Source organism: Streptomyces bottropensis ATCC 25435, from assembly GCF_000383595.1.
Lineage (GTDB): Bacteria > Actinomycetota > Actinomycetes > Streptomycetales > Streptomycetaceae > Streptomyces > Streptomyces bottropensis.
In genome coordinates this window covers 253525-279740 of record NZ_KB911581.1, presented here as the reverse complement: position 1 = coordinate 279740, position 26216 = coordinate 253525, and the positions used below count along the sequence as shown (strand labels likewise).

Annotated in this window: 24 protein-coding genes; 16 read left to right on the top strand and 8 right to left on the bottom strand. The window is 72.4% G+C overall.

Going from position 1 to position 26216, the window contains the following annotated elements; genetic code table 11:
* Positions 1-11 precede the first annotated feature (11 nt).
* Entirely contained in the window at positions 12-788 is a 777-nt protein-coding gene (locus STRBO_RS0101215; protein ID WP_245170566.1) for an ATP-binding cassette domain-containing protein, read from the top strand.
* Entirely contained in the window at positions 779-2059 is a 1281-nt protein-coding gene (locus tag STRBO_RS0101210) for a sugar ABC transporter permease (RefSeq protein WP_020113639.1), read from the top strand. The genes STRBO_RS0101215 and STRBO_RS0101210 overlap by 10 nt, the downstream gene beginning before the upstream one ends.
* Before the next feature lie 79 nt (positions 2060-2138).
* Here STRBO_RS0101210 and STRBO_RS0101205 read toward each other — a convergent pair whose 3' ends face one another.
* Positions 2139-2747: a TetR/AcrR family transcriptional regulator gene (locus STRBO_RS0101205; protein WP_005483401.1), complete on the bottom strand. Its 609-nt coding sequence runs from the start codon at positions 2745-2747 to the stop codon at positions 2139-2141.
* A gap of 160 nt (positions 2748-2907) precedes the next feature.
* Here STRBO_RS0101205 and STRBO_RS0101200 point away from each other — a divergent pair, with 160 nt between their 5' ends.
* Together STRBO_RS0101200 and STRBO_RS0101195 are read left to right on the top strand one after the other, a co-directional pair.
* The gene (locus STRBO_RS0101200; protein ID WP_020113638.1) at positions 2908-3954 is read left to right on the top strand and encodes a patatin-like phospholipase family protein; all 1047 of its coding nucleotides are present in this window, start codon (positions 2908-2910) and stop codon (positions 3952-3954) included.
* 1 nt (position 3955) lies between these two features.
* On the top strand, positions 3956-5524 hold the full coding sequence (locus STRBO_RS0101195; RefSeq protein ID WP_005483399.1) for a flavin-containing monooxygenase: 1569 nt from the start codon (positions 3956-3958) through the stop codon (positions 5522-5524).
* Here STRBO_RS0101195 and STRBO_RS0101190 read toward each other — a convergent pair.
* The gene (locus STRBO_RS0101190) at positions 5497-5910 is read right to left on the bottom strand and encodes a hypothetical protein (protein ID WP_037626901.1); all 414 of its coding nucleotides are present in this window, start codon (positions 5908-5910) and stop codon (positions 5497-5499) included. The two genes, STRBO_RS0101195 and STRBO_RS0101190, sit on opposite strands and share 28 nt — an antisense overlap.
* Positions 5911-6099: 189 nt before the next feature.
* Between STRBO_RS0101190 and STRBO_RS0101185 the strand changes: the two genes are divergently transcribed.
* The 8 genes from STRBO_RS0101185 (at position 6100) to STRBO_RS0101150 (ending at position 13824) form a co-directional block, all read left to right on the top strand.
* A complete protein-coding gene (locus STRBO_RS0101185) occupies positions 6100-7803 on the top strand; it encodes an FAD-dependent oxidoreductase (protein ID WP_005483397.1) in 1704 nt (567 codons plus the stop codon).
* A 597-nt stretch (positions 7804-8400) separates the two neighbouring features.
* Positions 8401-9555: a SchA/CurD-like domain-containing protein gene (locus STRBO_RS0101180; protein WP_020113636.1), complete on the top strand. Its 1155-nt coding sequence runs from the start codon at positions 8401-8403 to the stop codon at positions 9553-9555.
* A gap of 114 nt (positions 9556-9669) precedes the next feature.
* Positions 9670-10122: a cupin domain-containing protein gene (locus tag STRBO_RS0101175; RefSeq protein ID WP_005483392.1), complete on the top strand. Its 453-nt coding sequence runs from the start codon at positions 9670-9672 to the stop codon at positions 10120-10122.
* Positions 10119-11387, top strand: a complete 1269-nt coding sequence (locus tag STRBO_RS0101170) for a beta-ketoacyl-[acyl-carrier-protein] synthase family protein (protein WP_020665472.1) — start codon at positions 10119-10121, stop codon at positions 11385-11387. Before STRBO_RS0101175 ends, STRBO_RS0101170 begins: the two co-directional genes overlap by 4 nt.
* Entirely contained in the window at positions 11384-12634 is a 1251-nt protein-coding gene (locus tag STRBO_RS0101165; RefSeq protein ID WP_005483388.1) for a beta-ketoacyl synthase N-terminal-like domain-containing protein, read from the top strand. The genes STRBO_RS0101170 and STRBO_RS0101165 overlap by 4 nt, the downstream gene beginning before the upstream one ends.
* A gap of 69 nt (positions 12635-12703) precedes the next feature.
* A complete protein-coding gene (locus STRBO_RS0101160; protein ID WP_005483381.1) occupies positions 12704-12961 on the top strand; it encodes an acyl carrier protein in 258 nt (85 codons plus the stop codon).
* A 1-nt stretch (position 12962) separates the two neighbouring features.
* Positions 12963-13442 carry an SRPBCC family protein gene (locus tag STRBO_RS0101155; protein WP_005483379.1) on the top strand — a complete coding sequence of 160 codons (480 nt, stop codon included), beginning with the start codon at positions 12963-12965 and terminating at the stop codon, positions 13440-13442.
* 49 nt (positions 13443-13491) lie between these two features.
* Positions 13492-13824: a TcmI family type II polyketide cyclase gene (locus tag STRBO_RS0101150; protein WP_005483377.1), complete on the top strand. Its 333-nt coding sequence runs from the start codon at positions 13492-13494 to the stop codon at positions 13822-13824.
* 55 nt (positions 13825-13879) lie between these two features.
* On the opposite strand, the gene STRBO_RS0101145 is transcribed toward STRBO_RS0101150, so the two are convergent.
* The 5 genes from STRBO_RS0101145 to STRBO_RS0101125 all read right to left on the bottom strand — a co-directional run bounded on the left by STRBO_RS0101145 (position 13880) and on the right by STRBO_RS0101125 (position 19061).
* A complete protein-coding gene (locus tag STRBO_RS0101145; RefSeq protein WP_005483375.1) occupies positions 13880-14971 on the bottom strand; it encodes a methyltransferase in 1092 nt (363 codons plus the stop codon).
* A 42-nt stretch (positions 14972-15013) separates the two neighbouring features.
* Positions 15014-16078 (bottom strand): right-handed parallel beta-helix repeat-containing protein, encoded by a 1065-nt coding sequence (locus tag STRBO_RS0101140; protein ID WP_037626894.1) that lies wholly within the window; start codon positions 16076-16078, stop codon positions 15014-15016.
* Between the two features lie 276 nt (positions 16079-16354).
* Positions 16355-16621: a DUF4235 domain-containing protein gene (locus STRBO_RS0101135; RefSeq protein WP_020113635.1), complete on the bottom strand. Its 267-nt coding sequence runs from the start codon at positions 16619-16621 to the stop codon at positions 16355-16357.
* A gap of 10 nt (positions 16622-16631) precedes the next feature.
* Positions 16632-17669 carry a YihY/virulence factor BrkB family protein gene (locus STRBO_RS0101130; RefSeq protein ID WP_005483369.1) on the bottom strand — a complete coding sequence of 346 codons (1038 nt, stop codon included), beginning with the start codon at positions 17667-17669 and terminating at the stop codon, positions 16632-16634.
* 72 nt (positions 17670-17741) lie between these two features.
* A complete protein-coding gene (locus tag STRBO_RS0101125; RefSeq protein WP_020113633.1) occupies positions 17742-19061 on the bottom strand; it encodes a serine hydrolase domain-containing protein in 1320 nt (439 codons plus the stop codon).
* Between the two features lie 577 nt (positions 19062-19638).
* Between STRBO_RS0101125 and STRBO_RS44295 the strand changes: the two genes are divergently transcribed.
* Positions 19639-20031, top strand: a complete 393-nt coding sequence (locus tag STRBO_RS44295; protein ID WP_245170565.1) for a DUF2637 domain-containing protein — start codon at positions 19639-19641, stop codon at positions 20029-20031.
* Positions 20032-20053: 22 nt separating this feature from the next.
* Here the strand turns inward: STRBO_RS44295 and STRBO_RS0101115 are convergent, their stop codons facing one another.
* Positions 20054-22570, bottom strand: a complete 2517-nt coding sequence (locus tag STRBO_RS0101115) for a SpoIIE family protein phosphatase (protein WP_005483362.1) — start codon at positions 22568-22570, stop codon at positions 20054-20056.
* A gap of 579 nt (positions 22571-23149) precedes the next feature.
* Here STRBO_RS0101115 and STRBO_RS0101110 point away from each other — a divergent pair.
* The 3 genes from STRBO_RS0101110 (at position 23150) to STRBO_RS0101100 (ending at position 26194) form a co-directional block, all read left to right on the top strand.
* Entirely contained in the window at positions 23150-23965 is an 816-nt protein-coding gene (locus STRBO_RS0101110; RefSeq protein ID WP_020113631.1) for a hypothetical protein, read from the top strand.
* Between the two features lie 261 nt (positions 23966-24226).
* Positions 24227-24430: a cold-shock protein gene (locus STRBO_RS0101105; protein WP_005483357.1), complete on the top strand. Its 204-nt coding sequence runs from the start codon at positions 24227-24229 to the stop codon at positions 24428-24430.
* A 93-nt stretch (positions 24431-24523) separates the two neighbouring features.
* Positions 24524-26194 carry a DEAD/DEAH box helicase gene (locus tag STRBO_RS0101100; RefSeq protein WP_020113630.1) on the top strand — a complete coding sequence of 557 codons (1671 nt, stop codon included), beginning with the start codon at positions 24524-24526 and terminating at the stop codon, positions 26192-26194.
* Positions 26195-26216 lie beyond the last annotated feature (22 nt).

Sequence of the window (26216 nt, the reverse complement as noted above, 5' to 3'; positions counted from 1 at the left end):
GAGGTGGCCCGGTGGTTCAGCCCTTGCTGGCCCTGCGCGGTGTGTCCAAGCGCTTCGCCGCCGTCCAGGCACTGGTGGACGTCGAGCTGGAGATCAGGGCCGGGGAGGTGGTCGCCCTGGTCGGCGACAACGCCGCCGGGAAGTCCACCCTGATCAAGGTGATCTCGGGGGTCGGTCCCCCCGACCGGGGCGTCATCGAGTGGGAGGGCACCGCCGTCCAGATCCGGCGCCCCCAGGACGCCCAGCTCCTCGGGATCGCGGCCGTCTACCAGGACCTCGCGATGTGCGGCAACCTCGACGTCGTCGGCAACCTGTTCCTCGGCCGGGAGATCCGCCGGTTCGGCGTCCTCGACGAGGTGGAGATGGAGCGCCGCACCCGCGAGTTGCTGCGCACCCTCTCCATCCGCATCCCCGACGTGCGGGTGCCGCTCGCGACGCTGTCCGGCGGGCAGCGCCAGGTCGTCGCGATCACCCGCTCGTTCGTCAGCGCGCCCCGGCTGCTCCTGCTCGACGAGCCCACCGCCTCCCTGGGCCTCGAACAGACCAACCAGCTCCTCGACCTCATCGAGGAACTGCGCGACCGGGGCACCGGGATACTCCTCATCAGCCACAACATGGGGGACATCAAGGCCGTCGCCGACCGGATCGCCGTCCTGCGCCTCGGCCGCAACAACGGCATGTTCAACGTGAGCACGACCTCCCAGGAGCAGATCATCTCCTCCATCACCGGCGCGGTGGACAACACCGCCGACCACCGCCCCACCGACGCGGAGGAGACATGGCCGTGAGGGGGAACGGGCGGGGCGACGGCAGCGAACGGGGCGACGGCGGGAAGCCGGGAAGTCCGCGTGAGGGCGGGCGCCGGTGGTACGGCGAGCGCCCCCGCGCGTACGCCCATGCCGTGCGCCGCAGGGTGCACGCGGGCGGGCTGGGTCCGGCGCCGGCCCTGCTCGCCCTCGCCGTGACCTGGACCGTCTTCCAGAGCCTCAACGAGAACTTCCTCTCGCCGCGCAACCTGTCCGTCCTCACTGTGGAGATCGTCGGCACCGGCATGGTCGCCGTCGGTGTCGTCTTCGTGCTGCTGATCGGCGAACTCGATCTGTCGGTGGGCTCGTTGGCCGGGCTCTCCGGCGCCATGTTCGCGACGCTGAACGTGAACCACGGCATGCCGGAAGGGCTCGCCGTGCTCGTCGCGGTCGGCTGCGGCGCGGCGGCCGGGGCCCTGCACGGGATCATCTTCACCAGGATCGGCGTGCCCGCGTTCGTCGTCACCCTCGCCGGTCTGCTGGCCTGGAACGGCCTGATGCTCTATCTGCTGGGGCCGGAGAGTTCCATCAGCTTCAGCGATGACGGGCTGGTCGCCGACCTGACCAGCTTGTCCTTCGGCTCCCCCGTCGTCACCTACGGCCTGGCGGCGCTCGGCCCGGTCGTGTACCTCCTGCTCTGCCTCCGCGACCGCCGACGCCGGGCTGCCGCCGGGATGCCGTACCGGGCGAGTGCCGAGATCTGGGTGCGTGCGGCCCTGCTCGCGGCGGTCGCGTTCGCCGCCGTCGTCGTACTGGACCGGTTCGAGGGGCTGCCCCTGGCGCTGGTGATCTTCCTCGGCGTCATCGTCGCCTCGGACCTCCTGCTGCGCCGCACGGTGTACGGCCGGCAGGTCCTCGCGGTGGGCAGCGGCGTGGAGGCGGCCCGGCGGTCCGGCGTCGACGTGGCGCGCGTACGGATCTCGGTGTTCCTGATCTCGGGGACCCTGGCGGCGGTCGGCGGTCTGTTCGTCGCCTCACGGCTCACCTCGGCGACCCAGGTCCCGGGCTCCGGCATGCTGCTGATCAACGCCATCGCCGCCGCCGTCATCGGCGGCACCAGCCTGTTCGGCGGGCGCGGCTCGTCCTGGTCGGCACTGCTGGGGGTGCTCATCATCCAGTCGATCGCCTCGGGCATGGCGCTGCTGGGGGTCCAGCCGGCGGTCCAGTTCATGATCACCGGTGGAGTGCTGCTCGTCGCGGTGGTCTTCGACTCGCTGGCCCGCCGGGCGGCGGAAGCGCGCGCACGGGCCTGACGGCACACGCGTCACCCGGCCGCGACGAGGGCCCGTGGGATCAACCGGCGGTGTGTCCGGCTCACGAGGGCCCGTGGGGTCACCCGGCGGTGTCCGGCTCGTCCATCCGCAGGACGAGCCGCAGGGTCTCGGTCAGGACGGCGGTGGGGACGGTCGGGTCGGCGACGCGCTGGACGCCGAGGCCGATGCCGAGGCTGAGAAGGGTCATCGCGGCCCGGTCCGCGGGCATGGCCGCGCTGACGCCCAGCTCCTGGGCGAGCGCGTCGATCAGCTGGGCGAGGGCCTCGCGGATCACGCCGACGCGCGCGGTGACCTCCCCTCGCAGCTCGGCGTCGTGGCGCGCGCTGGTGAGGAACTCGACCTCCAGCGTCGTCCAGGCCTCGTCGCCGATGTGGGCCTCGGCCCACCCGGCGAAGGCCGCCAGGCGTTCGTCGATGCCGGCCTCGCCCATGACGGCGGCCGTGAGCAGCGCCAGCTGTTCGGCCCGGATGTCGTCGAGGGCGGCGAGGCACAGATGGCCCTTGCCGCGGAAGTTGGAGTAGACGGCGCCCTTGGAGTAGCCGGCCGTCTCCGCGACGTCGCTGAGCGAGGTGGCGGCGTAGCCGTGGGAGAGGAACAGCTGCCGCGCGGTGGCGACGAGCCGCTCGCGCGTGCGCTCCTGGCTCTCGACGCGGCTGAGGCGGGCCATGTCTCGCTCCCTCTCCCGTCCGTCGCGGTGTACTCGGGAACCTCTCACGGTTCCGCACTCTCCCAGCCCCCGGATCCTAACTCCGCCACGGTCTGTCCCCCGCTTTCGGATACCGCTAGTATCCGGATCTCGTCGGTATCCCGGATGGGCGGAGACCCCAGTGACCGCGCCGAGCACACGCACGACCCCTTCCCGAACGACCCCCTCCCGGGGCCTTGTACTGGGCTGCGGAGGAACGCTGGGCGCGGCCTGGACGACCGGCGCCCTGCATTCGCTCCAGTGGGCCACGGGCTGGGACCCGCGCGACGCCGAGGTCCTGGTGGGGACCTCCGCCGGGGCAGAGATCGCGGCGCTGCTCGGCGCGGGTGTCGGCGTGGACGAACTGCTGGCCGCGCAGCTGGGCCGGGAGGACGCCCGTCCGGAACTCCTCCGGCACGTCACCGCCCCGCCCCGGGCGCTGCCGCCCCGGCCGGCCGCCTTCCCCGGGTCGCCCCGGCTGGCCCGCCGCGCGCTGGGCCGCACCGCTCCCGTCCTGGCCGGGCTCTCCGGCCTGCTGCCCCAGGGCCGCGGCGACGCCCGTCGGCTGACGGCCCTCGCGGACGCGCTGACCCCTCCCGGACAGTGGGTGCGGCATCCGGCGACCTGGCTGGTGGCCACCGACTTCGACACCGGCCGCCGTACCGTCTTCGGTCACCCGGACACCGCGCCGGTCGCCCTGCGGGACGCGCTCCGGGCGTCCTGGGCGGTGCCGGGCTGGTTCCCGCCCGTACGCGTGGGGAGCCGGCGGTACGCCGACGGCGGCATCCTCTCCACCGCCTCCGCCGACCTGCTGGTCCCGAGCGGACTCGACGAGGTGTACGTCATCGCGCCGATGAGTTCGCGCTCCCCCGGACCGCGCCGGGGCCTCGGCCGGGCGGAGGCGCTGCTGCGCCGGGTCATGACCCGCACGCTCGACGCGGAGTGCGCCGCCCTGCGGGCGGCGGGCACCCGGGTCGTCCGCATCGAACCCACCGCCGCCGACCTGGAGGTGATGGGCGGCAACTTCATGGACCCCCGGCGCCGCCCGGCGGTCCTGGAGACCTCCCTGCGCACCACCCGCGCCCTCGTCCGCGAGGCCGTGGAGACCGTGGAGGCCGTCGCGACCCCCGAGGCCACCGACACCGCCGCCGCCGCCGCCGACATCACCGACGCCCGGACAGGAGCCTGAGATGCCCCGGCCCGAAGGCAGCCCAGACAGCCCCGCCATCCCAGGCGGCCCCGAGCGTCCCGCGAACCCCGAAGCCCCCGCGAGCCCGGCCGGAACCGTCACCCGCGAGACCCGCCACGTCGAGGCGCTGGTCATCGGCAGTGGTCTCTCCGGCATCGGCGCCGCCATCAGACTGCGCGAGGCGGGAGTGCGCGATCTGGTCGTCGTCGAGAAGGCGGACGACCTGGGCGGCACCTGGCGCGACAACACCTACCCGGGCTGCGCCTGCGACGTGCCCTCCGCCCTGTACTCGTACTCCTTCGCACCCAACCCGGAGTGGACGCGCGCCTTCGCCGGCCAGCCCGAGATCCGCGCCTACCTCCGCGACACGGCGGCGGCGTACGGCGTCACCCCGCTCATCCGCTACGGCACCGAGGTCACCCGGGCGCGGTGGAACCGGGCCGAGGCCCGCTGGCACGTCGAGACCAGCCGGGACCGCTACACGGCCCGGTTCCTGATAGCCGCCGCCGGGCCCTGGCACGAACCCCGGCTCCCCGACCTGCCCGGCCTCGCCGACTTCCCCGGCGAGGTCTTCCACTCCTCGCGCTGGCGCCACGACCACGACCTGACCGGCGCCCGGGTGGCCGTCGTCGGCAGCGGCGCCTCGGCGGTGCAGTTCGTGCCCGCCGTCCAGCCCGGCGTCGGACGGCTGCACCTGTTCCAGCGGACCGCCCAGTGGGTGCTGCCCAAGCCCGACCACCCGGTGCCGCGCGCCGAACGATGGCTGCTGCGGAGCCTGCCCGGAGCCCAACGGGCCCTGCGCCGGGCGGAGTACGCGGCGCTGGAGACCCTCGGCGTCGGCTTCCGCCACCCGGCCCTCCTGCGGGCCGTGCAGAAGGTCGGCACGCTCCACCTGCGGGCCACCGTCAAGGACCCGGCGCTGCGGCGGGCGCTGACCCCCGACTACACGCCGGGCTGCAAACGGCTGCTGTTCTCCAACACCTACTATCAGGCGCTGACCAGGCCCAACGTCACCGTGCACGCCACGGCCGTCAAAGCCGTCGAGGGCAGCCGTGTCATCGGCGCCGACGGCAGCCGCGCGGACGTCGACACGATCATCCTGGGCACCGGCTTCCACATCCTCGACATGCCCATCGCGCGTCGCGTGTTCGACGCCGACGGGGCCTGCCTCGACGACCACTGGAAGGGCAGCCCGGACGCCTACCTCGGCACCACCGTCAGCGGCTTCCCCAACGCGTTCGTCCTCCTCGGACCGCATCTCGGCACCGGCCACTCCTCCGCGTACGCGGTCCTCGAAGCCCAGCTCGACTATGTGACGGGCGCGGTGCGGCACTTCCGCTCGGCGGGCCTGACCAGCATGGACGTACGGCCCGAGGTGCAGGCGGCGTTCCACGCCGAGGTGCGGCAGGCGCTGCCGTCCACCGTCTACGCCGCGGACGGCTGCTCCAGCTACTACCTCGACGACAACGGCGTCAACAGCTTCAGCTGGCCCTGGTCCACGGGCCGGATGCGCCGACGGCTGGCGCGGTTCGACCCCGAGGCCTACGACGTGACGGGCGCCGTCGGCTGAGGCCGCCGCCAGATGGACGCGGCCAGGAAGGACAGGGCCGTGGTCATGGCGGCGGTCCCCAGCGCCACCATCATGACGCCGATGACGAAGAGGCCGCTGGCGTCGTCGGACCAGTCGTAGAAGGAGGCCGAGGTCAGCCCGGCCGTGGTGCCGACGACGGCGCTCGCGATGTGTCCCCGGGACGCCGCCCAGACCACCGGGACGAGCAGCGTCAGCACCAGGCCGATCACCTGCCACGGCTCGTACGGGCCGCTCGACGAGCCGTCGGGGTGCAGGTCGCGCCGCTGGTCCCAGCCCAGCCAGGCGGCCCACATCGTCAGGGAGGCCACCGCCGTCACCAGGGCCGGCAGCGGTGCGGGAACGGATCTCAGGAGTCGTTGGCTCATGACCTCAGCCTGCCGTCGCGCCCTTCGGCCGGACAGAGCGCGGGTACTCATCCGCACCCGAGTACCCGAGCGGACGGGACCTGCCCTCTAAGCGGGTGAAGCCTGCGCTCCGGTGGGTGGTGCGGGGCATGGATGAAGCCCCGGCCGCATCCGGCCGAGTCGGCGGACACGACGCGCTGGAGTTGAGCGATGAACGCGAAGAAACAGAGCCCCGAGCGGACCGGTCCCACCGGCGCCGCGACCCACGAAGTCCCGGTCCTGATCGTCGGGGGGTCTCTCGTCGGCCTGTCGGCCTCGGTGTTCCTGGGCCGGCTCGGGGTGCCGCACACGCTGGTGGAGCGGCACACGGGCACCTCCATCCATCCGCGCGGCCGGGGCAACAACGTCCGCACGATGGAGGTGTTCCGGGCGGCCGGCGTCGAGTCCGGCATCCGGCGGGCCGCCGCCACGCTGGCCGGCAACCACGGCATCCTGCAGACGCCCACCCTGGTCGGGGACGCGGGCGAGTGGCTGTTCAAGGAGATCGACGCGGGCGGCGGACTCGCCCGTTTCAGCCCCAGCTCCTGGTGTCTGTGCAGCCAGAACGACCTGGAGCCGGTGCTGTTCGAGCACGCCGAGCGGCTCGGCGGCGATCTGCGGTACGCCACCGAGATGATGTCGTTCGACAGCGACCCCTCCGGTGTCACCGCGATCGTCAAGAGCCGGGAGACGGGCGAGCACACCACCATCCGCGCGCAGTACCTCATCGCCGCCGACGGCCCCCGCAGTCCCGTCCGCGAACAGCTCGGCATCGGCCAGAGCGGCCCCGGCGACCTGTTCCACAACGTGAGCGTCACCTTCCGCTCCCGCGACCTCGCCGAGGTCGTGGGCGAGCGCCGCTTCATCGTCTGCTACCTGACGAACCCGGACGCCGACGGGGCGCTGCTGCCCGTGGACAACCGGGAGAACTGGGTCTTCCACCTGCCCTGGCACCCGGAACACGGCGAAACGCTGGAGGAGTTCACCGAGGAGCGGTGTGCCGAGCACATCCGCCGCGCGGTCGGGGTCGCCGACCTCGACGTCCGGATCACCGGCAAGGCACCCTGGCACGCGGCCCAGCGCGTCGCCCGCGGCTACCGGTCGGGGCGGGTCTTCCTGGCCGGCGACTCCGCCCACGAGATGTCCCCGACCGGGGCCTTCGGCTCCAACACCGGGATCCAGGACGCGCACAACCTCGCCTGGAAGCTCGCGGCGGTCCTCGGCGGCTGGGCCGGCGAGGGGCTGCTGGCCTCGTACGACGCCGAGCGCCGCCCGGTCGCGGAGGCCACCAGCGCCCGCGCCGCCGCCCGGTCGGTCGAACACAGCCACCCCGGTTTCGCCCCGGCCCCCGGCGTCGGCGGCGGCGGGGGCCCGCAGCGCGGCATCCTCAACGTGGCGCTCGGCTACCGCTATCCGCAGGGAGCCGTCCTCGGCACCGACCCCACCGCGCCGGTCGTCCCCGAACGCCTCGACCTGACCGGCGAACCCGGCAGCCGGGCCCCCCATCTGGCGGTACGGCACCAGGGCGAGAGCATCTCGACCCTGGACCTCTACGAACGCTCCCTCGTCCTGCTGAGCGACGCGGACGCCACGGCCGGCGGACCAGCCGGCGGACCGGGCAGCTGGCACGCGGCCGCGCTCCGCCTCGCCGAGGCCATGTCCGTCCCCCTGGCCTCGTACCGTTTCGGCACGGGGCCCGACGCCGAGCTGGCCCCGGAGGGCGACACGGACTGGGCGGCCGCGCACGGGACGACGGCCGCGGGCGCCGTACTCGTACGGCCCGACGGGTTCGTGGCGTGGCGTTCGCCGGGGGCGGTCCCGGACGCCGAGTCCGCCCTGCGCGAGGCCCTGACCACCCTGCTGGCGACGGCCTGACCCCACCTCACACGGCCGGCCGGCCCCGGGACACCCCGGGCCGGCCGGCCGCGTCATGCGGTGCCCGCCATCGTGCGGTGCGCACCGCCGTACGCCGTCGCGGCTCCGGGCCGAACTCGCGCGCCCGGTCGCCGGATTCACCCACTGACGGTCTCGCGTGGCGGCCGGGACACTCCGAGCTGACGGGACATCACATCCTGTGCTCCTCACCCCGGCTGACGAGGCGTCGGCAGTGCCGACGGTGCCGGCAGCGGGACGAGGGGTCCTGGGCGACGGTCACGAGAAGCCCGGGGGGCGACGGCCCTGCGCGGTGCGCCGCGGGAGGACCGGCGCGGACCCTCCCGCGAGCGCGGCCCGCCCCCTGCCGGGCGCCGGCAGCCGCCGTGACCGGCCCCCGTGACCGGCCGCGCGGTGTGGTGGCCCGGCCGGGCACCGGGCGGCACACCACCCTTCACCCGAGTGGCGCACCGGTCACCCGCGCAGTGCATACGAGTCGCGCGCCGGATGGGGCGGGCCCAGGATCGAGGCACGCCGACGTCACGCCGATCCGGCCGACATACGTCCGTCCCCGCCCCCCACCGAGGAGATGTGCGCAGGATGACCACCACGTCCGAACGTCTTACGGAGACGCTGAAGCGACAGGTGTCGCAGCGGGTCTCCCAGTCCGTCTTCGACGGCTCCCGGCTCCGTGTCGTCCTCCTCGTGGACGTCTACGACGGTGCCCAGCAGCAGTTCCTGGAGGCGTACGAGCAGCTGTGCAACCAGGTCGCCTCCGTGCCCGGACATGTCAGCGACCAGCTGTGCCAGTCCATCGAGAACCCCTCCCAGTGGCTCATCACCAGTGAGTGGGAGAGTGCCCCGCCGTTCCTCACCTGGGTGAACAGCGAGGAACACGTGGACATGGTCAAGCCGCTGCACAACTGCGTCCGGGACACCCGCTCGCTGCGCTTCCACATCGTCCGCGAGACCGGCGGCCCGGCCGTCGACGCAGACGCCGGCAAGCGCCGCCTGCAGACCTCCCCCCGCATCGGCGACGGTCTGATCCGGCACGCGCTCACCTTCACGGTCAAGCCGGGCAGCGAGGAGAAGGTCGCCAGGATCCTCGCCGACTACGCCGCGCCGGAGCCGAAGGTCGACGACACCACCCGGCTGTGCCGCACGTCCCTGTTCATGCACGGCAACCGGGTGGTCCGGGCCGTCGAGGTCCGGGGCGACCTGCTCGCCGCGCTGCGGCACGTCGCCCGGCAGCCCGAGGTGCGGGCCGTCGAGGAGGCCATCAACCCCTATCTGGAGCAGGACCGGGACCTCGACGACCCCGACTCCGCCCGGGTCTTCTTCACCCGCGCGGCGCTCCCCGCCGTCCACCACGTGACGGCCGGCCAGGAGAGCCCGGACGCGGTACGGCACGCGCTGTACTACCCGGCCCGCGAGGGCTGCGGTCTGCGGCTGGCCGAGCTGCTCGCCCGGCAGGACGAGGCGGCGGCGGACGACCCGCAGGGGCCGGTGCTGCGCAGCACGATCTTCCAGCGCGACGACATCGTGGTGCGGCTGGTCGACGTGCGCGGCGGCATCGACAACGACCCCGGCCCCGTGCTCGGTCTCGCCGACCGCGCCCGCGCGGCCGAACTGACCGCGCTGCTGGACGGCGGCGCCCTCGGCGCGGACGGCACGCCGAGGGGCGGCGCCTCCGCCCGCCTGCTCACGGTCGCCCGCATGGAACTCGTCACCGACCGCCGGGCGCCCGACGCCTGATCCCCCGGAACCCGGGGCCGTGCGGCAGCGCCGCACGCCCCCGCCCCGTCCCCGCACCCGCACCCGCACCCGCACCCGCACCCGTTCGACTCAGCTCATGTTCGGAGGAACGTCGTGATCAATCGCCATCCCGGCATCGTGGATGTCAGCGAGGTCGAGCCCAACACCCGGCGCGGCGGCGATCTGCGCGCCATGTTGACCCCCTCCACGGTCGGCTCCACCAGCGGTTTCATGGGCGTGGCCATCGTGGCGCCCGGCGACCGCATCGCCGAGCACTACCACCCGTACTCCGAGGAGTTCATCTACGTCATCTGCGGACAGCTGGAGGTGGACCTCGACGGCGAGCCCCACCGACTCCGGCCGGAGCAGGGGCTGTTGATCCCCGCCCACATGCGGCACCGGTTCCGCAACGTCGGCAAGGTGGAGGCCCGCATGGTCTTCCACCTCGGCCCGCTGGCCCCGAGCCCGCCGCTCGGCCACGTCGACACCGAGGACGCGAACGGCGTACCGATCCCGGTGGAGGCGGCCCACGCCGGACGGGCCGAGCGGCCTCAGGTCCGCTCATGACCAGGCGCGTGGCGGTCACCGGCATAGGCATCGTCGCTCCGGGCGGCATCGGTGTCCCGGCGTTCTGGGACCTGCTGGCCGACGGTCGCACGGCGACACGTGGCATCACCTTCTTCGACCCGTCCGGGCTGCGTTCGCGGATCGCCGCCGAGTGCGACTTCGACCCGGCGGCCCACGGACTGGACGCGGAGCTGGTCGCCCGCTGCGACCGGTACATCCAGTTCGCCCTGGTGGCCGGTGAGGAGGCGATCCGGGACTCCGGGCTCGACCTCGCCTCGGAGAACCCCTGGCGGGTCGGTGTCTCCCTGGGCACGGCGGTCGGTGGCACCACCCGGCTGGAGCACGACTACGTCCTGGTCAGCCATCACGGTCAGCGCTGGGACGTGGACCACCGGGAGGCCGGTCCGCATCTGCACCGGGCGTTCGCGCCGAGCACCCTGGCCTCGACGGTCGCGGAGCGCTTCGAGGCGCGCGGGCCGGTGCAGACCGTCTCCACCGGCTGCACCTCGGGGCTCGACGCCGTCGGGTACGCCTTCCACACGATCGAGGAGGGCCGGGCCGACATCTGCATAGCCGGTGCCTCGGACTCGCCGATCTCCCCGATCACCATGGCCTGCTTCGACGCGATCAAGGCCACCTCCCCCGACAACGACGACCCGGCCCACGCCTCGCGCCCCTTCGACGCCGACCGCAACGGGTTCGTCATGGGCGAGGGCGGTGCCGTACTCGTCCTGGAGGAGCTGGCACACGCACGGGCCCGCGGCGCCCACGTGTACTGCGAGATCGGGGGCTACGCCACCTTCGGCAACGCCTACCACATGACCGGTCTGACCAGCGAGGGGCTGGAGATGGCGCGGGCCATCGAGGACGCCCTCGACCACGCCAGGATCGACCGCACGGACGTCGACTACGTCAACGCGCACGGCTCGGGCACCAAGCAGAACGACCGGCACGAGACGGCCGCCGTCAAACGGACGCTCGGCGCGCACGCCTACGACACGCCCATGAGTTCCATCAAGTCCATGGTGGGCCACTCGCTGGGCGCGATCGGCGCGATCGAGGTCGTCGCCTGTGCGCTGGCCCTGGCCCACCAGGTCGTCCCGCCCACCGCGAACTACCAGACCCCGGACCCCGAGTGCGACCTGGACTACGTGCCGCGCGTCGCCCGTGAGCGGAAGCTGACCAACGTGCTCTCCGTGGGCAGCGGGTTCGGCGGGTTCCAGTCCGCGGTGGTCATGAGCCTGCCGAGGGAGAAGACACGATGAGCGAACGGCGTCCTCGGCGCGCGGCCGTCACCGGAATCGGCGTGGTCGCGCCCAACGGAACGAGCACCGAGACGTTCTGGAAGTCCACCAGGGAGGGCATCAGCGTCCTGGACCGGGTCACCCGCGAGGGCTGCGAGCATCTGCCGCTGCGGGTGGCGGGCGAGGTCCGCAACTTCGATCCGCCGTCGGCGGTCGAGGAGCGCTACCTCGTCCAGACCGACCGCTTCACGCACTTCGCGATGGCCGCAGCCGACCAGGCGCTCGACGACGCCCGCCTGGACCGGCCCGAGACCGACGCCGCGCCGTTCTCGGTGGGCGTGGTCACCGCGGCCGGCTCCGGCGGCGGCGAGTTCGGGCAGCGGGAACTGCAGCAGCTGTGGTCCAAGGGCAGCCGCTTCGTGGGCCCGTACCAGTCCATCGCCTGGTTCTACGCGGCGAGCACCGGCCAGATCTCCATCCGCCGCGGCTTCAAGGGCCCCTGCGGGGTCATCGCCTCCGACGAGGCCGGCGGGCTGGACGCCGTGGCGCACGCGGCACGGGCCGTGCGGCGCGGCACGGACGTGATGGTGGCCGGCGCGACCGAGGCGCCGCTCGCCCCCTACTCGGTGGTCTGCCAGCTCGGCTACGAGGAGCTGAGCACCGTCGACGACCCGGCCCGCGCCTACCGCCCGTTCACCGCCGCGGCCTGCGGGTTCGTCCCCGCCGAGGGCGGCGCGATGCTCGTCGTGGAGGCCGAGGACACGGCCCGGGAACGGGGCGCGCCCGTGCGGGCCCTCCTCGCGGGCCACGCGGCCACCTTCACCGGCGCCTCCCGCTGGGAGGAGTCCCGGGCGGGCCTCGCCGAGGCCGTCCGGGTCGCCCTGGAGGAGGCCGGCTGCGCCCCGGAGGAGATCGACGTGGTCTTCGCCGACGCCCTCGGCGTACCGGCGGCGGACCGTGCGGAGGCGCTGGCGATCACGGACGCCCTCGGCGCGCACGGCACCCGCGTCCCCGTCACGGCGCCGAAGACCGCCATCGGCCGGGGCAACGGCGCGGCGGCCGTGCTGGACATCGCGGCGGCCGTGCTCGCGATGGAGCACCGCGTGATCCCGCCCACCCCCAACGTCTTCGACGTCTGCCACGACCTCGACCTCGTCACCGGCACCGCCCGCGCCGCCGAGCCGCGCACGGCCCTGGTCCTCAGCCGGGGCCTCATGGGGTCGAACGCGGCGCTGGTGCTGCGGCTCGGCCCCGGCGGCGCCTCCTGACCGCCCCTCACCGCACCCCCGCGCCACACCCCCCTCACCACGCACCACCGACGCACCAAGGAGAACCGCATGAGTGACCGCATCACCGTGGAAGAGCTGTCCGAGCTGATGAAGAAGGCCGCCGGGGTCACCGTCACCCCGGAGGAGCTCCAGCGTCGTATGGAGTCCGGCTTCGACGTCATCGGCATCGACTCGCTCGGTCTGCTCGGCATCGTGGGCGAGCTGGAGAACCGCTACGGCACGCCGATGCCGCCGGACGCGGAGAAGAGCCGCAGCCCCAAGCAGTTCCTCGACCAGGTCAACACCGCGCTGATGGCGGGTGCCTGACATGACCGGACACACGCAGAACGAGATCACCATCGCCGCTCCGGTCGACCTGGTCTGGGACATGACCAACGACGTCGCGAACTGGCCCCGGCTGTTCAGCGAGTACGCCACCGCCGAGATCCTCTCCGAGGAGGGGAACCGGGTGACGTTCCGGCTGACCATGCACCCGGACGAGAACGGCAAGGTCTGGAGCTGGGTCTCGGAGCGGGAGACGGACCGCGAGACGCTCAGCGTGGAGGCCCGCCGCGTCGAGACCGGGCCCTTCGCCTACATGAACATCCTGTGGGAGTACGAGAAGGTCCCCACCGGCACCCGGATGACGTGGACGCAGGACTTCGCGATGAAGCCCGACGCGCCGGTCGACGACGACTGGATGACGGACAACATCAACCGCAACTCCAAGGTCCAGATGGCCCTGATCCGGGACCGCATCGAGAAGGCCGCCGCCGAGCAGGGCGCCGCGCCGGGACTGACCGACTGAGCGCCGAGCGATCGCGCGCCGACCGAACGAGCCGGACGGAGAACACCGTATGCACCAGTCCCTGATCGTCGCCCGGATGGCCCCGGGGTCGGCCCCGGACATCGCCAAGATCTTCGAGGAGTCCGACCGGGGTGAGCTGCCGCACCTCATCGGGGTCTCCCGGCGCAGCCTCTTCCAGTTCGACGACGTGTACATCCACCTCGTCGAGTCCGAGCGGGACCCCACACCCGTCATCACCGAGATGGCCGGACACCCCGAGTTCCGGGCCATCAGCGAACGGCTGTCGTCGTACGTCACCGCCTACGACCCGGCCACCTGGCGTTCGCCGAAGGACGCGATGGCGAACCGCTTCTACCGGTGGGAGCGGGACAGCCGCTCCTGAACCCCCGTCGGGCCGCCGGGCACGTGCGAACGCGCGTGCCCGGCGGCCCGTGCGGTCATCCGGGCACGTGGCAGTCGAAGGCGTGCAGATACGCGTTGACCGGGCGCACGTCGTCGATCACCAGCCCCGCGTCCGTCAGCCTGCGGGACATGCTCTCGGTGGTGTGCTTGGCCCCGCCGACGTTGAGGAGCAGCAGCAGGTCCATGGCGGTGCTGAACCGCATCGAGGGCGAGTCGTCGACGAGGTTCTCGATGACCACGACGCGTGTGCCGGGGCCGCCCGCCCCGATGACGTTGCGCAGCAGCCGGACCGTGCTGTCGTCGTCCCACTCCAGGATGTTCTTGATGACGTAGACGTCGGCCCGGACCGGGACGGCCTCGCGGCAGTCGCCGGGGACGACGCGCGTCCGCTCCGCGAGCGCGCCGCCCGGTCGCAGCCGGGGATCGGCGTTCTCCACCACGCGCGGCAGGTCGAGCAGGGTGCCGTGCAGCGCCGGGTACTTCTCCAGCAGGCTCGCCACCACGTGCCCCTGTCCCCCGCCGATGTCGGCGACGGACGAACTCCCCGACAGGTCGAGGAACTCGGCGACGTCCCGCGCGGACTGCACGCTGGAGGTCGTCATGGCGCGGTTGAAGACGTCGGCCGACTCGGGGGCGTCCTCGTTGAGGTAGACGAAGAACTCCTTGCCGTACAGCTCCTCGACGACGTTGTGGCCGGAGCGCACCGCCTCGTCCAGTTTCGGCCAGGCGTCCCAGGTCCACGGCTCGGTGCACCACAGGGCGATGGCGCGCAGGCTGTGCGGGTCGTCCTCGCGCAGCAGCCGGGACATGTCGGTGTGGGCGAACGTCCCGTCCGGCCGTTCGGTGAAGACGCCGTAGCAGGACAGGGCCCGCAACAGCCGTCGCAGCGGCTTCGGTTCGGCCTTCACCGCGGCCGCGAGGTCCTCCGCGGACGACGGGGTGTCGCCGAGGACGTCGGCGACCCCCAGCCGGGCGGCGGCGCGCAGGGCCGCGGCACAGGCGGCGCCGAACACCAGTTCCCTGAACCGCATGGGGGGCGGGGGCGCTGGGGCGTCCTGCGCGGTGTGCGGGGCCTTGGCCGGTGAGATGGGCGTGGTGGTGGTCTGTCTGGTCTGAGCGGTCGTCATGCGACGGCCTCCTTCTTCGAGTTCATGAGCGACCGAGGCCGGTCAGCACAGTCCCGCGGGCCGGGACGCCCCGCAGGTGTTGCCCGTGAAGGTGTTGCCCTTGCCGGCGGTGTCGGTGTTGACGATGTCCGCCGGGGAGTTGCCCTCCAGCACGTTGTCGGTGATCCGGTTCCGCTCGCTGGTGGTGCCCACGAAGCTCTTCCAGACGACGATGCCGCCCGACAGCGGGGAGGCGCCGACGTTCTCCGTGACGCGGTTGCGGGTCACCAGGGTGTCCTCGGCGCCGGTCAGCACGATGCCGGTGCCCTGCAGCGCGTCCAGCCGCGCGGTCTTCGGGCAGGACTTGTTGTTCCGCTCGATGAGGTTGTCGCGCACGGTGAGCGCGCCGGCCCTCGGCATGTTCTCGTCGCCCACGACGAAGACGCCCACGCAGTTGCCGGTGAGGTGGTTGTCCGCGACCGTGAGGTTGCGCAGGCGCCGGACGGTGAGGCCGATCCGGTTGCCCTCCAGCCGGTTGTGCGCGACGAGGGTCGCGCCGCTGTCCGTGGCGCCCTGCTCGGCCTTGACGGTGTTCGCGAGGAACAGGCCCGCGTCGCCGTTGTCCCGGGCGGTGTTCTTCCGGAACACCCCGCGTACCGAACGCTCCTGGGCGATGCCCCACACGCCGTTCTTCTCGGCGGTCACGTGCCGCACGGTCAGCCCGTCGGTGTCCTGGGCGAACACCCCGGACCCGGTGAAGCCGGTCACGGTCAGGGCGGCGAGGGTCACGTCCTCGACCTTGCGGTCCTTGGTCCCGATCACACAGATGCCGTTGCCGTCGGCGCAGCCGCCGGCGGCCTTCGCCGCGGCCGGGACGACGACGGTGCCGCGGCCCATGCCGCGCAGGGTGATCCCGTGGGTGCTCACCCTGACGCTCTCGCGGTACGTGCCGGAGGCCACGAGGACGGTGTCACCCGCCGCGGCGGCGTCCACCGCCTCCTGGATCGACTCGCCGGGGAAGACCACATGGGTCCGGTGCTGGTCGGCGACGGCCGACGGGGCGGCCCCGAGCCCCGCCCCGATGACCGCCACGATGCTCGCCACAAAGGCAATATGCCATTTCGTCATATTCCGCAAGATATGACCAGCTTGGCCGCGAAAGGCCCGATAGTCCATCCGACGGCGTGTCCCCCGCCGCCCCGGCCGCCGACCGCCCACCGCAGACCGCAGACCGCCGGTGGGGGCGATGCCGGCGGTCCGTACCCGTACCACCGAGGCCCGCACGACCCAACGGCACCATCGCCGCACGACGGCCGCCCGAGCGCCGACCACCCGAGCGCCGACCCCGCCGATGGCGGACGGCCGTCAGCCGCTCAAGTGCCGGTCAGCCCGGTCAAGTGCCGGTCAGCCGGGCCAGGTGCCGGTCAGCCGCCGGGTCGCGACCGCGCCGCCGCGGTCCACCACGGCCTTGACGCCGGCGAAGATCGCGCCCTGCAGGACGGCCGCCGACACGACCTCGCGCCAGGCGCGGCCCTCGTCGGTGGCGTCGGGGGCGTCCTCGTCGTGCCCGAGCTTCTTCCACACCTGCTTGAACACCCCGCCGGCCAGGGCACCGCTGACGGCGCCCAGCGCGAGACCGACGGGCTTGTAGGCAACCTTGGAAACCTTCATCACCGACTCCTCAGGATCCGAGGCGGCGCCGGTCGTCCTCGTCCCACTTCCGCGTGTCACGCGGCTGGACGTACGGCTCCTCGTGCGGGGGATGACCGCCCTCGACGGCCCGCCGCCGGGCCAGCTCCGCGTCGAACTCCAGGCCCAGCAGGATCGCCAGGTTGGTGATCCACAGCCAGACCAGGAAGATGATCACACCCGCGAGGGCGCCGTACGTCTTGTTGTAGGACCCGAAGTTCGCCACGTAGAAGGCGAACCCGGCGGAGGCCGCCATCCAGATCAGCAGGGCGAGGAAACTGCCCGGGGTGATCCAGCGGAAGCCGCGGATCTTGGCGTTCGGGGTGGCCCAGTAGAGGACCGCGATCATGATCGTGACCAGCAGGATCAGCACCGGCCACTTCGCGATCGACCACACGGTGAGCGCCGTGTCGCCGACCCCGAGCGCGGTGCCCACCTCGCGCGCGAGGCCACCGGTGAACACCACGATCAGCGCGCTGATCACGGCCATGACCATCAGCACGACCGTCACACCGACCCGGACCGGCAGCACCTTCCACACCGGGCGCCCCTCGGGGACGTCGTACACCGCGTTCGCGCTCCTGATGAACGCCGCGACATAGCCGGAGGCCGACCACACCGCGAGCACCAGACCGACGATCGCCATGATCGAGCCGAGTCCGGCATTGCTCTGCATCTGCTGGACGGCGTTGGTCAGCACGTCCCGGGCGGCGCCGGGGGCCAGCTTCTGGATGTTGTCCAGCACCTGCCGCGTCGCCGACTCCCCGGCGATCCCCAGCAGGGACACGAGAGCCAGCAGCGCCGGGAACAGGGCCAGGATGCCGTAGTAGGTCAGGGCCGCCGCCCGGTCGGTCAGCTCGTCCTTCTTGAACTCCTTCAGCGTGCCTTTCAGCACCGACCGCCAGGAGCGGCCGGACAGGTCCGTGGGGCTGTCGGGGGCCCGCCGCTCCACCTGCTCGTCCGGCCCGACGCCCTGTTCGACGTCAGGCCGGTTGTCATGTCGATCGTGTCGTCTCAACGTCCGCATCATGACGGGCGGGTATCCGGCCGATTCCCACCCATGCGCACAAATGCTGCATTTGCCACATCCACCGCAAGCGGGTCAGCGCGGGGGCGCGGGGCGGTCGTAGACGTTGTCCGGGGTGACGATCTCCGTGACCGCGCGGGCCAGCAGTGAGGACGGCTCCTGTCCGTCGTGGGTGATGTCGGTGTTCAGCAGCAGCACCAGGGTGGCCTTGCGCGTCGGCAGGTGGACGGTGACGGTCTGGTAGCCCGGGATGGAGCCGTTGTGCCCGATCCAGCCGCCGGTCTCGAAGATGCCGAGGCCGTAGCTGGTGCCGGGGAAGCCGGTCGGCAGCATCCTGAGCCGCTCCCGCTGGGTCTGCGGGCTGAGCAGCGTCCCGGTGGCGACGATCCGGGCCCAGCGACGCAGGTCGTGCAGGTCCGAGATCATCGCCCCGGCCGCCCAGGCCCAGCTGGGGTTCCGGTCCGTGGCGTCCTCGACCTCACCGCTCAGCGTCTGGTCGGTGTAGCCGCGCGCGTGCGGCTCGGGGAACTCGCGGCCCTCGGGGAACAGCGTGTGCCGCAGCCGGGCCGGGCGCAGCACCCGCTCGTGGATGAACTCGGCCAGCGGCCGCCCGCCGACCTTCTCGATCACCAGACCGAGCAGGATGAGGTTGGTGTTGGAGTACTGGAACTGCTCACCCGGCGCAAAGGTGTTCTGGTGCCGGAAGCCGTACGCGAGCAACTCGCGCGGGGTGAACGAGCGGCTCGGGTCGCTCAGCAGAGCCCGCACGAAGTCCGGGTCGGCGCTGTACGGGAACAGTCCGCTGCGCATCTCCGCGAGATGGCGCAGCGTGATCCTGTCGCCGTTCGGCACACCGCGCACATAGCGGGAGATGGGGCTGTCGAGCCGGATCCGGCGGTCGTCGACGAGTTCGAGCAGGGCGGTGACCGTGAAGGTCTTGGTCTCACTGCCGATCCGCACGTACTGGTCGGCGGTCATCGGCCTGCCGGTGGCGGTGTCGGCGACGCCGGTCGCGCGGACGTAACACCCCTGCCCCGGCATCCACAGCCCGACGACGACGCCGGGGATGCCGGCCTCACGGCGGACGTCCGCGACGGCCCGGTCCAGCCGGGCGGTCAGCGAGCGACCGAGACCGCCCGACGGGCAGTCGCCCTTGTCGTGGCGGTCGCGCTCACCGTGGTCGCGGCTGTCGTGGCGGTCGCGCTCACCGTGGTCGCGGCTGTCGTGGCGGTCGTCGTTGTCGAGGCGTCCGCTGGTGTCGTGGCGTCCGCTGGTGTCGTGGCGGCCGGTGGCCGCGGCGTGGACGGTCGCGGCCGGCGTCACCGCCATCGGGACCAGCACGGACGCCACCAGCACGGCGGCGGCGAGCAGTCGGCGGGAGGGGGTACTTCGCATGTCGGGGGGCCTCTTCCGGAGCGGGGACCAGAGGGGCAACGTCACCATCCGGGCCCCGGGCAACGAGCGCCGTCCAGGACGCGTCGAGGCGAGTCCACTCGTTCGGAGCCGGCCGCGCCCGCACCATTTCATCGGCCATCCATCGGCCGTCCACCGGCCGCCCACCGCGATTCGAAACTCGCGAAAATCGCCGCCGGTCGCTATTCTCCCGAATGCTCAAAATCAGGTATCGACTCCTCGCGTACCGGTCGGAAAAGCGGATCCCGAATGGACTGGATACAAAATGAGAACCGATTACGACCCGGTGGATCATCATTTCGACGGGGCTCAGCCGTTCGAGACGCAGCCCATCTGGCTCCCCGGTCCGAGGGCGTCGTCCGGCGTGTGGGACCCGAACGACGAGCTGATCCACATGCCTTACGTGGCACACGCCGTGGAGGTCCCCATCCCTCCCCTGCCGGACGTCCGCGACCTCCCGCGCCGCCCGGTCAGCAGGCGGCGGCCACGCCCGGGCACCCACATGCTTTCGAAAAACCCTAGGATCGTCCCTGTCTTTTTCTTAATTACGACAATCGCCGTGTGCGCACTGACAATGCTTTATTGGTCCGTCTCCTATTCGTACGGTCAGCTTCGCGGCATCGCCCTGCTGGTCGTGGCGGAGCATCTGGCGCGATGGTGGCCCCTGACCGTGTACGGGCCGTGGCTCCTGGCGGGTCTGTCCATCCTGCGGGCGTCCGTGCAGCAGCGGACCGCCCGGAAGTCCTGGGCCGTGATGCTCATCTGCTCCGGCACGGCGGTGGCGCTGTGCATCGGCCAGACGACGAGTTCCGTGCTGGCCATGGTGATCGTCGGGATCCCGCCGATCACCGCCCTCGTCTGTTTCCGTGAACTCGTCGGCCAGTTCTCATCCGGACACGGCCCCCGGCACGCCGCCGAGGCCCTGAACGGACCCAAGCAGGGCAGGCCGTAGCCCTTTCTCAGGCGTCGTCCGGTCAATCGAGGGCCTGTTCCGTCCAGATCGTCTTGCCCGTGGGGGTGGGGCGGGTGCCCCAGCGCCGGGTCAGCTGGGCGACCAGGAGCAGGCCTCGGCCCCCTTCGTCGTAGCTGCGGGCGCGGCGCATGTGGGGGGCCGTGCTGCTGGCGTCCGAGACCTCGCAGATGAGGCTCCGGTCGTGGATCAGGCGCAGCCGCACGGGCGGCTGGGCGTGCCGGATGGCGTTGGTGACCAGTTCGCTGACGACCAGCTCGGTGACGAAGGCCGCGTCGTTGAGTCCCCACCTCTCCAGTTGGCACAGGGCGTTCTTGCGGGCGTCCGCGACGGCGGACGGGTTCGGGGACACCTCCCAGGTGGCGACCCGTTCGGGGTCGAGTGCGCGGGGCCGGGCGAGCAGCAGGGCCACGTCGTCGGTCGGCCGTCGCGGCAGCACGGTGTCCAGGACCCGGTCGCACAGGGCGTCCAGGGAGGCGTCGGGGGCGGCGAGGGCCTGACGCAGGCGGGTGACGCCGTCGTCGATGTCGCCTCGCTCCGCGCTGTCGGAGCCGGCACCGCTGCCGGAACCGTCGCCGTCGTCGTCACCTCGGCGGGACCGGATCAGCCCGTCGGTGTAGAGGGCGAGCAGGCCGCCCTCCGGCAGTTCCGTCTCCAGCGACTCGAAGGGCAGTCCGCCCAGGCCCAGCGGGGGCCCCGCCGGAATGTCGAGCAGTTCGGCGGCGCCGTCCGGGCGCACCACGACCGGCAGCGGATGCCCCGCCCGGGCGAGCGTGCACCGGCGCGAGACGGGGTCGTACACGGCGTACAGGCACGTCGCCCCGACGACGCCCGCGGTCACGTCCCCTGCCGCCTCCCCTTCCTCGGCGGCCAGTTCCTCGCCGGCCTCCGCCTCGGTGGCCAGCCGGGCCACGAGGTCGTCGAGGTGCGTGAGCAGTTCGTCGGGGGGCAGGTCGATGTCGGCGAGGGTGCGGACGGCGGTGCGCAGCCGGCCCATGGTCGCCGAGGCGTGGATGCCGTGGCCCACGACGTCGCCGACGACCAGCGCCACCCTGGCCCCCGACAGCGGGATCACGTCGAACCAGTCGCCGCCCACCCCGGCGCGGGCGCCGGCCGGCAGATAGCGCGAGGCGACCTCGACCGCGTCCTGCTCGGGCAGGCTCCGGGGCAGCAGGCTGCGCTGCAGCGTGACGGCCGTTCCGCGCTCGCGGGTGTAGCGCAGGGCGTTGTCGATGCTGACCGCCGCGCGGGCCGCCAGTTCCTCGGCCAGGACGAGGTCGTCGTCCTGGAAGGAGTCGGGGTGCCGGTGACGGGCGAAGACGACGACGCCCAGGGTGGTGCCGCGGGCCGACAGGGGCACGGTCATCGCCGAGTGGAACCCGAAATCGCGGATACGGGACGTCCGCACCGGGTCCTCGGCCACCCAGTCGGCGATCGCGGGCTCGGTCACCCGGTACAGCACCGCGCTTCCCGAGCGCAGACTCTCCACCGGCGGCGAGTTGTCCGGGTACTCGTCGACCTCGCCCGGCGCGACGACCGCCTCCGGGCTCCCGGGCAACACGGACTGGTGGGCGATGCGCCGCAGCGCGAGCGCACGGCCCGCCGCCGGGGCCTGCGCGGGCGGTTCGTGCAGGTCGTCGAAGGACGCCAGCAGGTCGACGCTGACGAAGTCGGCGAGGTCCGGGACCGCGACGTCCGCCAGCTCCTGTGCCGTCCGCGTCACGTCCAGGGTGCTGCCGATGCGCCGGCCGGCCTCGGCGATCAGCTGGAGGCGGGTGCGGGCCCAGTACTGCTCCGTCGTGTCGTGCCCGGTGGTGGCCACGCCGAGGACCCGGCCGTCGTCGTCCTCCAGCCGGTAGCAGTGGACCGACCAGGCGTGCTCGCGGCTCTCGTTGGGGGCGCGCGCGTGGTTCTCCAGGTACTGCGGCTCGCCGGTCTCCAGGGCCCGCCGCATCAGCCGCTCGACCTCCCCGACGGCGGGGTCGTCCACCGCCTCCGTCATCCGCAGCCCGCGCAGGTGGTCGTCGCCCAGCCCGAGGGCACCTTCCGAGGCCAGGTTGGACCGGCGGAAGCGCAGGTCCGTGTCGTGCACGGAGGTCGAGCAGCACGGGGAGTCGAGGAACCCGCGGAGCGCGAGCGGGTCGTCACCGGGGCGGGGCCGGGTGCCCGTGAGGGCGGAGACCAGGAACCAGTCGCGGGTCCCGCAGTACGACGTGCGGTGGTGCGCCAGGACCCTGACCTCCACGCGGCAGCCGTCCCGGTGACGCAGGACGAGCGTGCCGTGCCATCTCGACATGCCGGAGAAGGGCGGGAGGGTGCTCGGCGCGGGCTCCTCGGCGAGCAGGGCGACGGCCCGCCGGCCCAGGATCTGCGCCGGCGTGTACCCGAGCAGCCGCTCGGCGCCGGCGCTCCAGCCGGTCACGGTGCCCTGTTCGTCGACGGTGGCTCGCGCGGTGGGTACCTCACCCACCGTGTCCGGGCCCGGGGCCGCTCCCGGTCCGCCGACGACATGCCGATCCATGGCCGCTCATCTCACTCTCGCCCGAGCCCACCCTCACTCACCGAGGCTCTCACCGCTACCTTTGGTATGTCCGTTTGCATCCTTTTTCACTCTATTTCGTGACCACCAACCGGGCATCGGCGCCTCGGCGGCGGGCGCGGCCCCGGATCGCGGACACCCGGCACGCCGCGGAACGTCGTACGAACCCGAACAATCTGTGGCCCTACACGCGTCACTCCCTTGCCAGGCAGGCCCGTCGGGGCAAACACGGGGCAGCTCGTTCGAGCTGAGCAGTTGCTCGATCATGGCCACCGCGAGACTGCGGCCACCCGAACTCCCCCTCCCCACCAGACGCTTGCGCACCTTCCCGAGGTCGGTGTCGTCGAGTTCGGGAGCGAGCCTGGTCGTGCTGCGCCGGCGACAGAGGAGAGCCATGCCCGGAGAGTGACGAAATCGGGTCGCACAGTGATGCTTTGCGATCGGCGTATGCGGATCCGATATCACGACCGAAGAACGGGGGCGGGAATTCTAGACTCAACTCCCTTATCTTCGAGGCGACTTCACCTTATGCACACGATCTCCGCTCCCTATGATCGGATGATGACGGAACCGACTCAGCCCGGCCCGTACACGGGCCCGCCCGCTCCTCCGCCCCCGCGGCAAGGGGCCCCCTCTCCCTACGCCACGCCGCCCGCCGGATACGGCAGACCTCCCGCCCCGCCGGCAGACCCGGCGACGACCGCCGACCGCACGTCCGGCGCGCTGCTGATACTCGGTGCCCTCCTCGCCATCGGCGGCTCGTTCGCCACGCTGGACAAGTCGGTCCAGTACCTCGGCGGCGAGAAGGAAGGGGGCGCGGTCTACGAGAACGTGGCGAAGGCGTGGTCCTACTCCGGCTCGGGAGCGATCGACAAGCCGACCTCGGTCACGCAGTTCTCCGGGGTCCCGCTGCTCCTCGGCGGCCTGCTGGCCATCGCCGCCGCCGTGCTCCTGCTGACCGGCCGCAGCCGCCGTTCCCCGCTGGGGCCCGCGTTCGGCATCGTGAGCGCGGTGCTGCTGTTCGGCACGACGCTCACCGTGCTGACGGGCGCCGTCAACGACACACAGTGGGACGGGGACGGCCGGACCACGACCTTCGGCCCCGGCTTCTATCTGCTGACCGTCGCCCTGCTGCTCGCCCTCGGCGCGACCGTGACCACGGTCCTCGCCCTCCGAGGCCCCGCCGCCGCCTTCCCCGGCCCCGCCCAGGCCGCGTTCCACACCCCGCCCGCCTCGCAGGCCCCACCGCCGCAGCAGCCCGCACAGCCCTGGCACACCGCACCCGGCGCACCGGGCGCGCCCGTGGCCCAGCCGTACCCGTCGGCACCGTCGGCGGCGCCGCGTCAGCCACCGCCTCCGCCCCCGGCCGCCGACTGACGCATGGCGCGCGGCGGAAAAATTTTGCTGGGGGTGTCCCGTGTCTCACACCAGTCACCCCCAGCCTGTGCTACCTTGACATGAAGTGGCAGTTTTGGTTACCAGAGGCTTCTGAGTGCTCTTCGACCTTCCGTCGACGAGCACTCTTTGTTGTTTCCGGGACTTTCGGGGACGTTGAAACCTTCCCGGCGGGTCGAACCGTGCTGCGACACCGGGTCCGCAAAGTGTGGACTCCGGGCACTGCATCAAGGGAGTTACAGCATGGCATCCGGCACCGTGAAGTGGTTCAACTCGGAAAAGGGCTTCGGCTTCATCGAGCAGGAGGGTGGCGGCCCCGACGTCTTCGCCCACTACTCGAACATCGCCACCTCCGGCTTCCGTGAGCTTCAGGAAGGCCAGAAGGTGACCTTCGACGTCACGCAGGGCCAGAAGGGCCCCCAGGCCGAGAACATCGTTCCCGCCTGACTCTGACGCGTACGCATGAGCCGGGGCCCGCGCCCGAAAGGTGCGGGCCCCGGCTCGTGTGTGACCGGCGTCGCCGCATCGAGGAAGGTCCCCATGAACCGCACGGCTCGTACCAACAGCAGCAGCTCCTCCCGCCCCCGTACGGAGAAGGGCTCTGCCACCCGCTCGGACAAGGGCTCCACCGGTGCGGGCACCTCCCGGGGCAACCGCACCCGCGCACAGGGATCGGGAGCCGGTGCGGGGACGGGGACGGGATCAGGGTCGGGCAACCCCGGCGCTCCCTCGCGTGCGGCCAGGAACGGTGCGGCCAGGAACGGCGCGTCCAAGAACGGTGCGGCCCAGTCCGGCGGCGCCAAGAACGGCTCGCCCAAGAACGGCCGGAGCCGACGTGGAGGCGGAGGCGGCAAGCCCGCCGCCGTGGCCGTCGGCGGGGAGTTCGCGCTGCCGGTGACGATCACGCCCGCGCTGCCCGCGGTCGATGCGTTCGACGAACTGGACCTTCCCGGGCGGCTGTTGGAGACCCTCCACGCCGAAGGGGTGACCGCCCCCTTCCCCATCCAGGGCGCGACGCTGCCGAACTCGCTCGCCGGCCGGGACGTCCTCGGCCGCGGACGCACCGGGTCGGGCAAGACGCTCGCCTTCGGTCTCGCGCTGCTGGCCCGTACGGCCGGGCAGCGGGCCGAACCCCGCCAGCCGCTCGCTCTCGTCCTCGTACCCACCCGGGAACTGGCCCAGCAGGTCACCGACGCCCTCACCCCGTACGCCCGCGCCCTGCGGCTGCGGCTCGCCACGGTGGTCGGCGGCATGTCCATCGGACGTCAGGCCAGCGCGCTGCGCGGCGGCGCCGAGGTGGTCGTCGCGACACCCGGACGGCTCAAGGACCTCATAGACCGCGCCGACTGCCGGCTGGACCAGGTCGCGATCACCGTCCTGGACGAGGCCGACCAGATGGCGGACATGGGCTTCATGCCGCAGGTGACCGCGCTGCTCGACCAGGTGCGTCCCGGCGGCCAGCGGCTGCTGTTCTCGGCCACCCTCGACCGCAACGTCGACCGGCTGGTCCGCGACTACCTGCACGACCCCGTCGTCCACTCGGTCGACCCGTCCGCGGGCGCCGTCACCACGATGGACCACCACGTGCTGCACATCGAGGACGACGACAAGCACGCCACCACGACCGAGATCGCCGCCCGTGAGGGCCGGGTGATCATGTTCCTGGACAGCAAGCACGCGACGGACCGGCTGGTCAAGAAGCTGCTGGCGGTCGGCGTGCGCGCCGCCGCCCTGCACGGCGGCAAGTCGCAGTCCCAGCGCAACCGGGCCCTGAGCCAGTTCAAGGACGGTGACGTGACGGCGCTGGTCGCCACGAACGTCGCCGCGCGCGGCATCCACGTCGACGACCTCGACCTCGTCGTCAACGTCGACCCGCCGGGCGACCACAAGGACTACCTCCACCGGGGCGGCCGTACGGCGCGCGCCGGCGAGTCCGGCACGGTCGTCACCCTCGTCCTGCCGCACCAGCGCCGTGACGTCACCCGGCTGATGGCCGTCGCCGGGATCACCCCGACGACCACCCGGGTCCGCTCCGGCGGCGACGACCTGAACCGCATCACCGGCGCGCAGGCTCCCTCGGGCGTCCCGGTCGTCCTCGCCCCGCCGGTCACCGCACAGCCGGCCGGCCGCCCGTCCTCGTCGTCGCGCAACCGCCGCAGCCGCCCCTCCCAGGGCCGCCGCCGCGCCCCCGCGAAGGGCAACGGCCGCTGACAGCCGCGCGGGCCTCGGAACT

Bases quoted from the DNA above. Each gene is read 5' to 3' on its own strand.
- STRBO_RS0101180 (WP_020113636.1), top strand. From the start codon at position 8,401: ATGACCACCACGTCCGAACGTCTTACGGAGACGCTGAAGCGACAGGTG.
- STRBO_RS0101190 (WP_037626901.1), bottom strand. From the start codon at position 5,910: ATGAGCCAACGACTCCTGAGATCCGTTCCCGCACCGCTGCCGGCCCTG.
- STRBO_RS0101185 (WP_005483397.1), top strand. From the start codon at position 6,100: ATGAACGCGAAGAAACAGAGCCCCGAGCGGACCGGTCCCACCGGCGCC.
- STRBO_RS0101195 (WP_005483399.1), top strand. From the start codon at position 3,956: ATGCCCCGGCCCGAAGGCAGCCCAGACAGCCCCGCCATCCCAGGCGGC.
- STRBO_RS0101110 (WP_020113631.1), top strand. From the start codon at position 23,150: ATGACGGAACCGACTCAGCCCGGCCCGTACACGGGCCCGCCCGCTCCT.
- STRBO_RS0101160 (WP_005483381.1), top strand. From the start codon at position 12,704: ATGAGTGACCGCATCACCGTGGAAGAGCTGTCCGAGCTGATGAAGAAG.
- STRBO_RS0101210 (WP_020113639.1), top strand. From the start codon at position 779: ATGGCCGTGAGGGGGAACGGGCGGGGCGACGGCAGCGAACGGGGCGAC.
- STRBO_RS0101105 (WP_005483357.1), top strand. From the start codon at position 24,227: ATGGCATCCGGCACCGTGAAGTGGTTCAACTCGGAAAAGGGCTTCGGC.
- STRBO_RS0101115 (WP_005483362.1), bottom strand. From the start codon at position 22,570: ATGGATCGGCATGTCGTCGGCGGACCGGGAGCGGCCCCGGGCCCGGAC.
- STRBO_RS0101140 (WP_037626894.1), bottom strand. From the start codon at position 16,078: ATGACGAAATGGCATATTGCCTTTGTGGCGAGCATCGTGGCGGTCATC.
- STRBO_RS0101100 (WP_020113630.1), top strand. From the start codon at position 24,524: ATGAACCGCACGGCTCGTACCAACAGCAGCAGCTCCTCCCGCCCCCGT.
- STRBO_RS0101155 (WP_005483379.1), top strand. From the start codon at position 12,963: ATGACCGGACACACGCAGAACGAGATCACCATCGCCGCTCCGGTCGAC.
- STRBO_RS0101135 (WP_020113635.1), bottom strand. From the start codon at position 16,621: ATGAAGGTTTCCAAGGTTGCCTACAAGCCCGTCGGTCTCGCGCTGGGC.
- STRBO_RS0101165 (WP_005483388.1), top strand. From the start codon at position 11,384: ATGAGCGAACGGCGTCCTCGGCGCGCGGCCGTCACCGGAATCGGCGTG.
- STRBO_RS0101145 (WP_005483375.1), bottom strand. From the start codon at position 14,971: ATGACGACCGCTCAGACCAGACAGACCACCACCACGCCCATCTCACCG.
- STRBO_RS0101125 (WP_020113633.1), bottom strand. From the start codon at position 19,061: ATGCGAAGTACCCCCTCCCGCCGACTGCTCGCCGCCGCCGTGCTGGTG.
- STRBO_RS0101130 (WP_005483369.1), bottom strand. From the start codon at position 17,669: ATGATGCGGACGTTGAGACGACACGATCGACATGACAACCGGCCTGAC.
- STRBO_RS0101150 (WP_005483377.1), top strand. From the start codon at position 13,492: ATGCACCAGTCCCTGATCGTCGCCCGGATGGCCCCGGGGTCGGCCCCG.
- STRBO_RS0101170 (WP_020665472.1), top strand. From the start codon at position 10,119: ATGACCAGGCGCGTGGCGGTCACCGGCATAGGCATCGTCGCTCCGGGC.
- STRBO_RS0101205 (WP_005483401.1), bottom strand. From the start codon at position 2,747: ATGGCCCGCCTCAGCCGCGTCGAGAGCCAGGAGCGCACGCGCGAGCGG.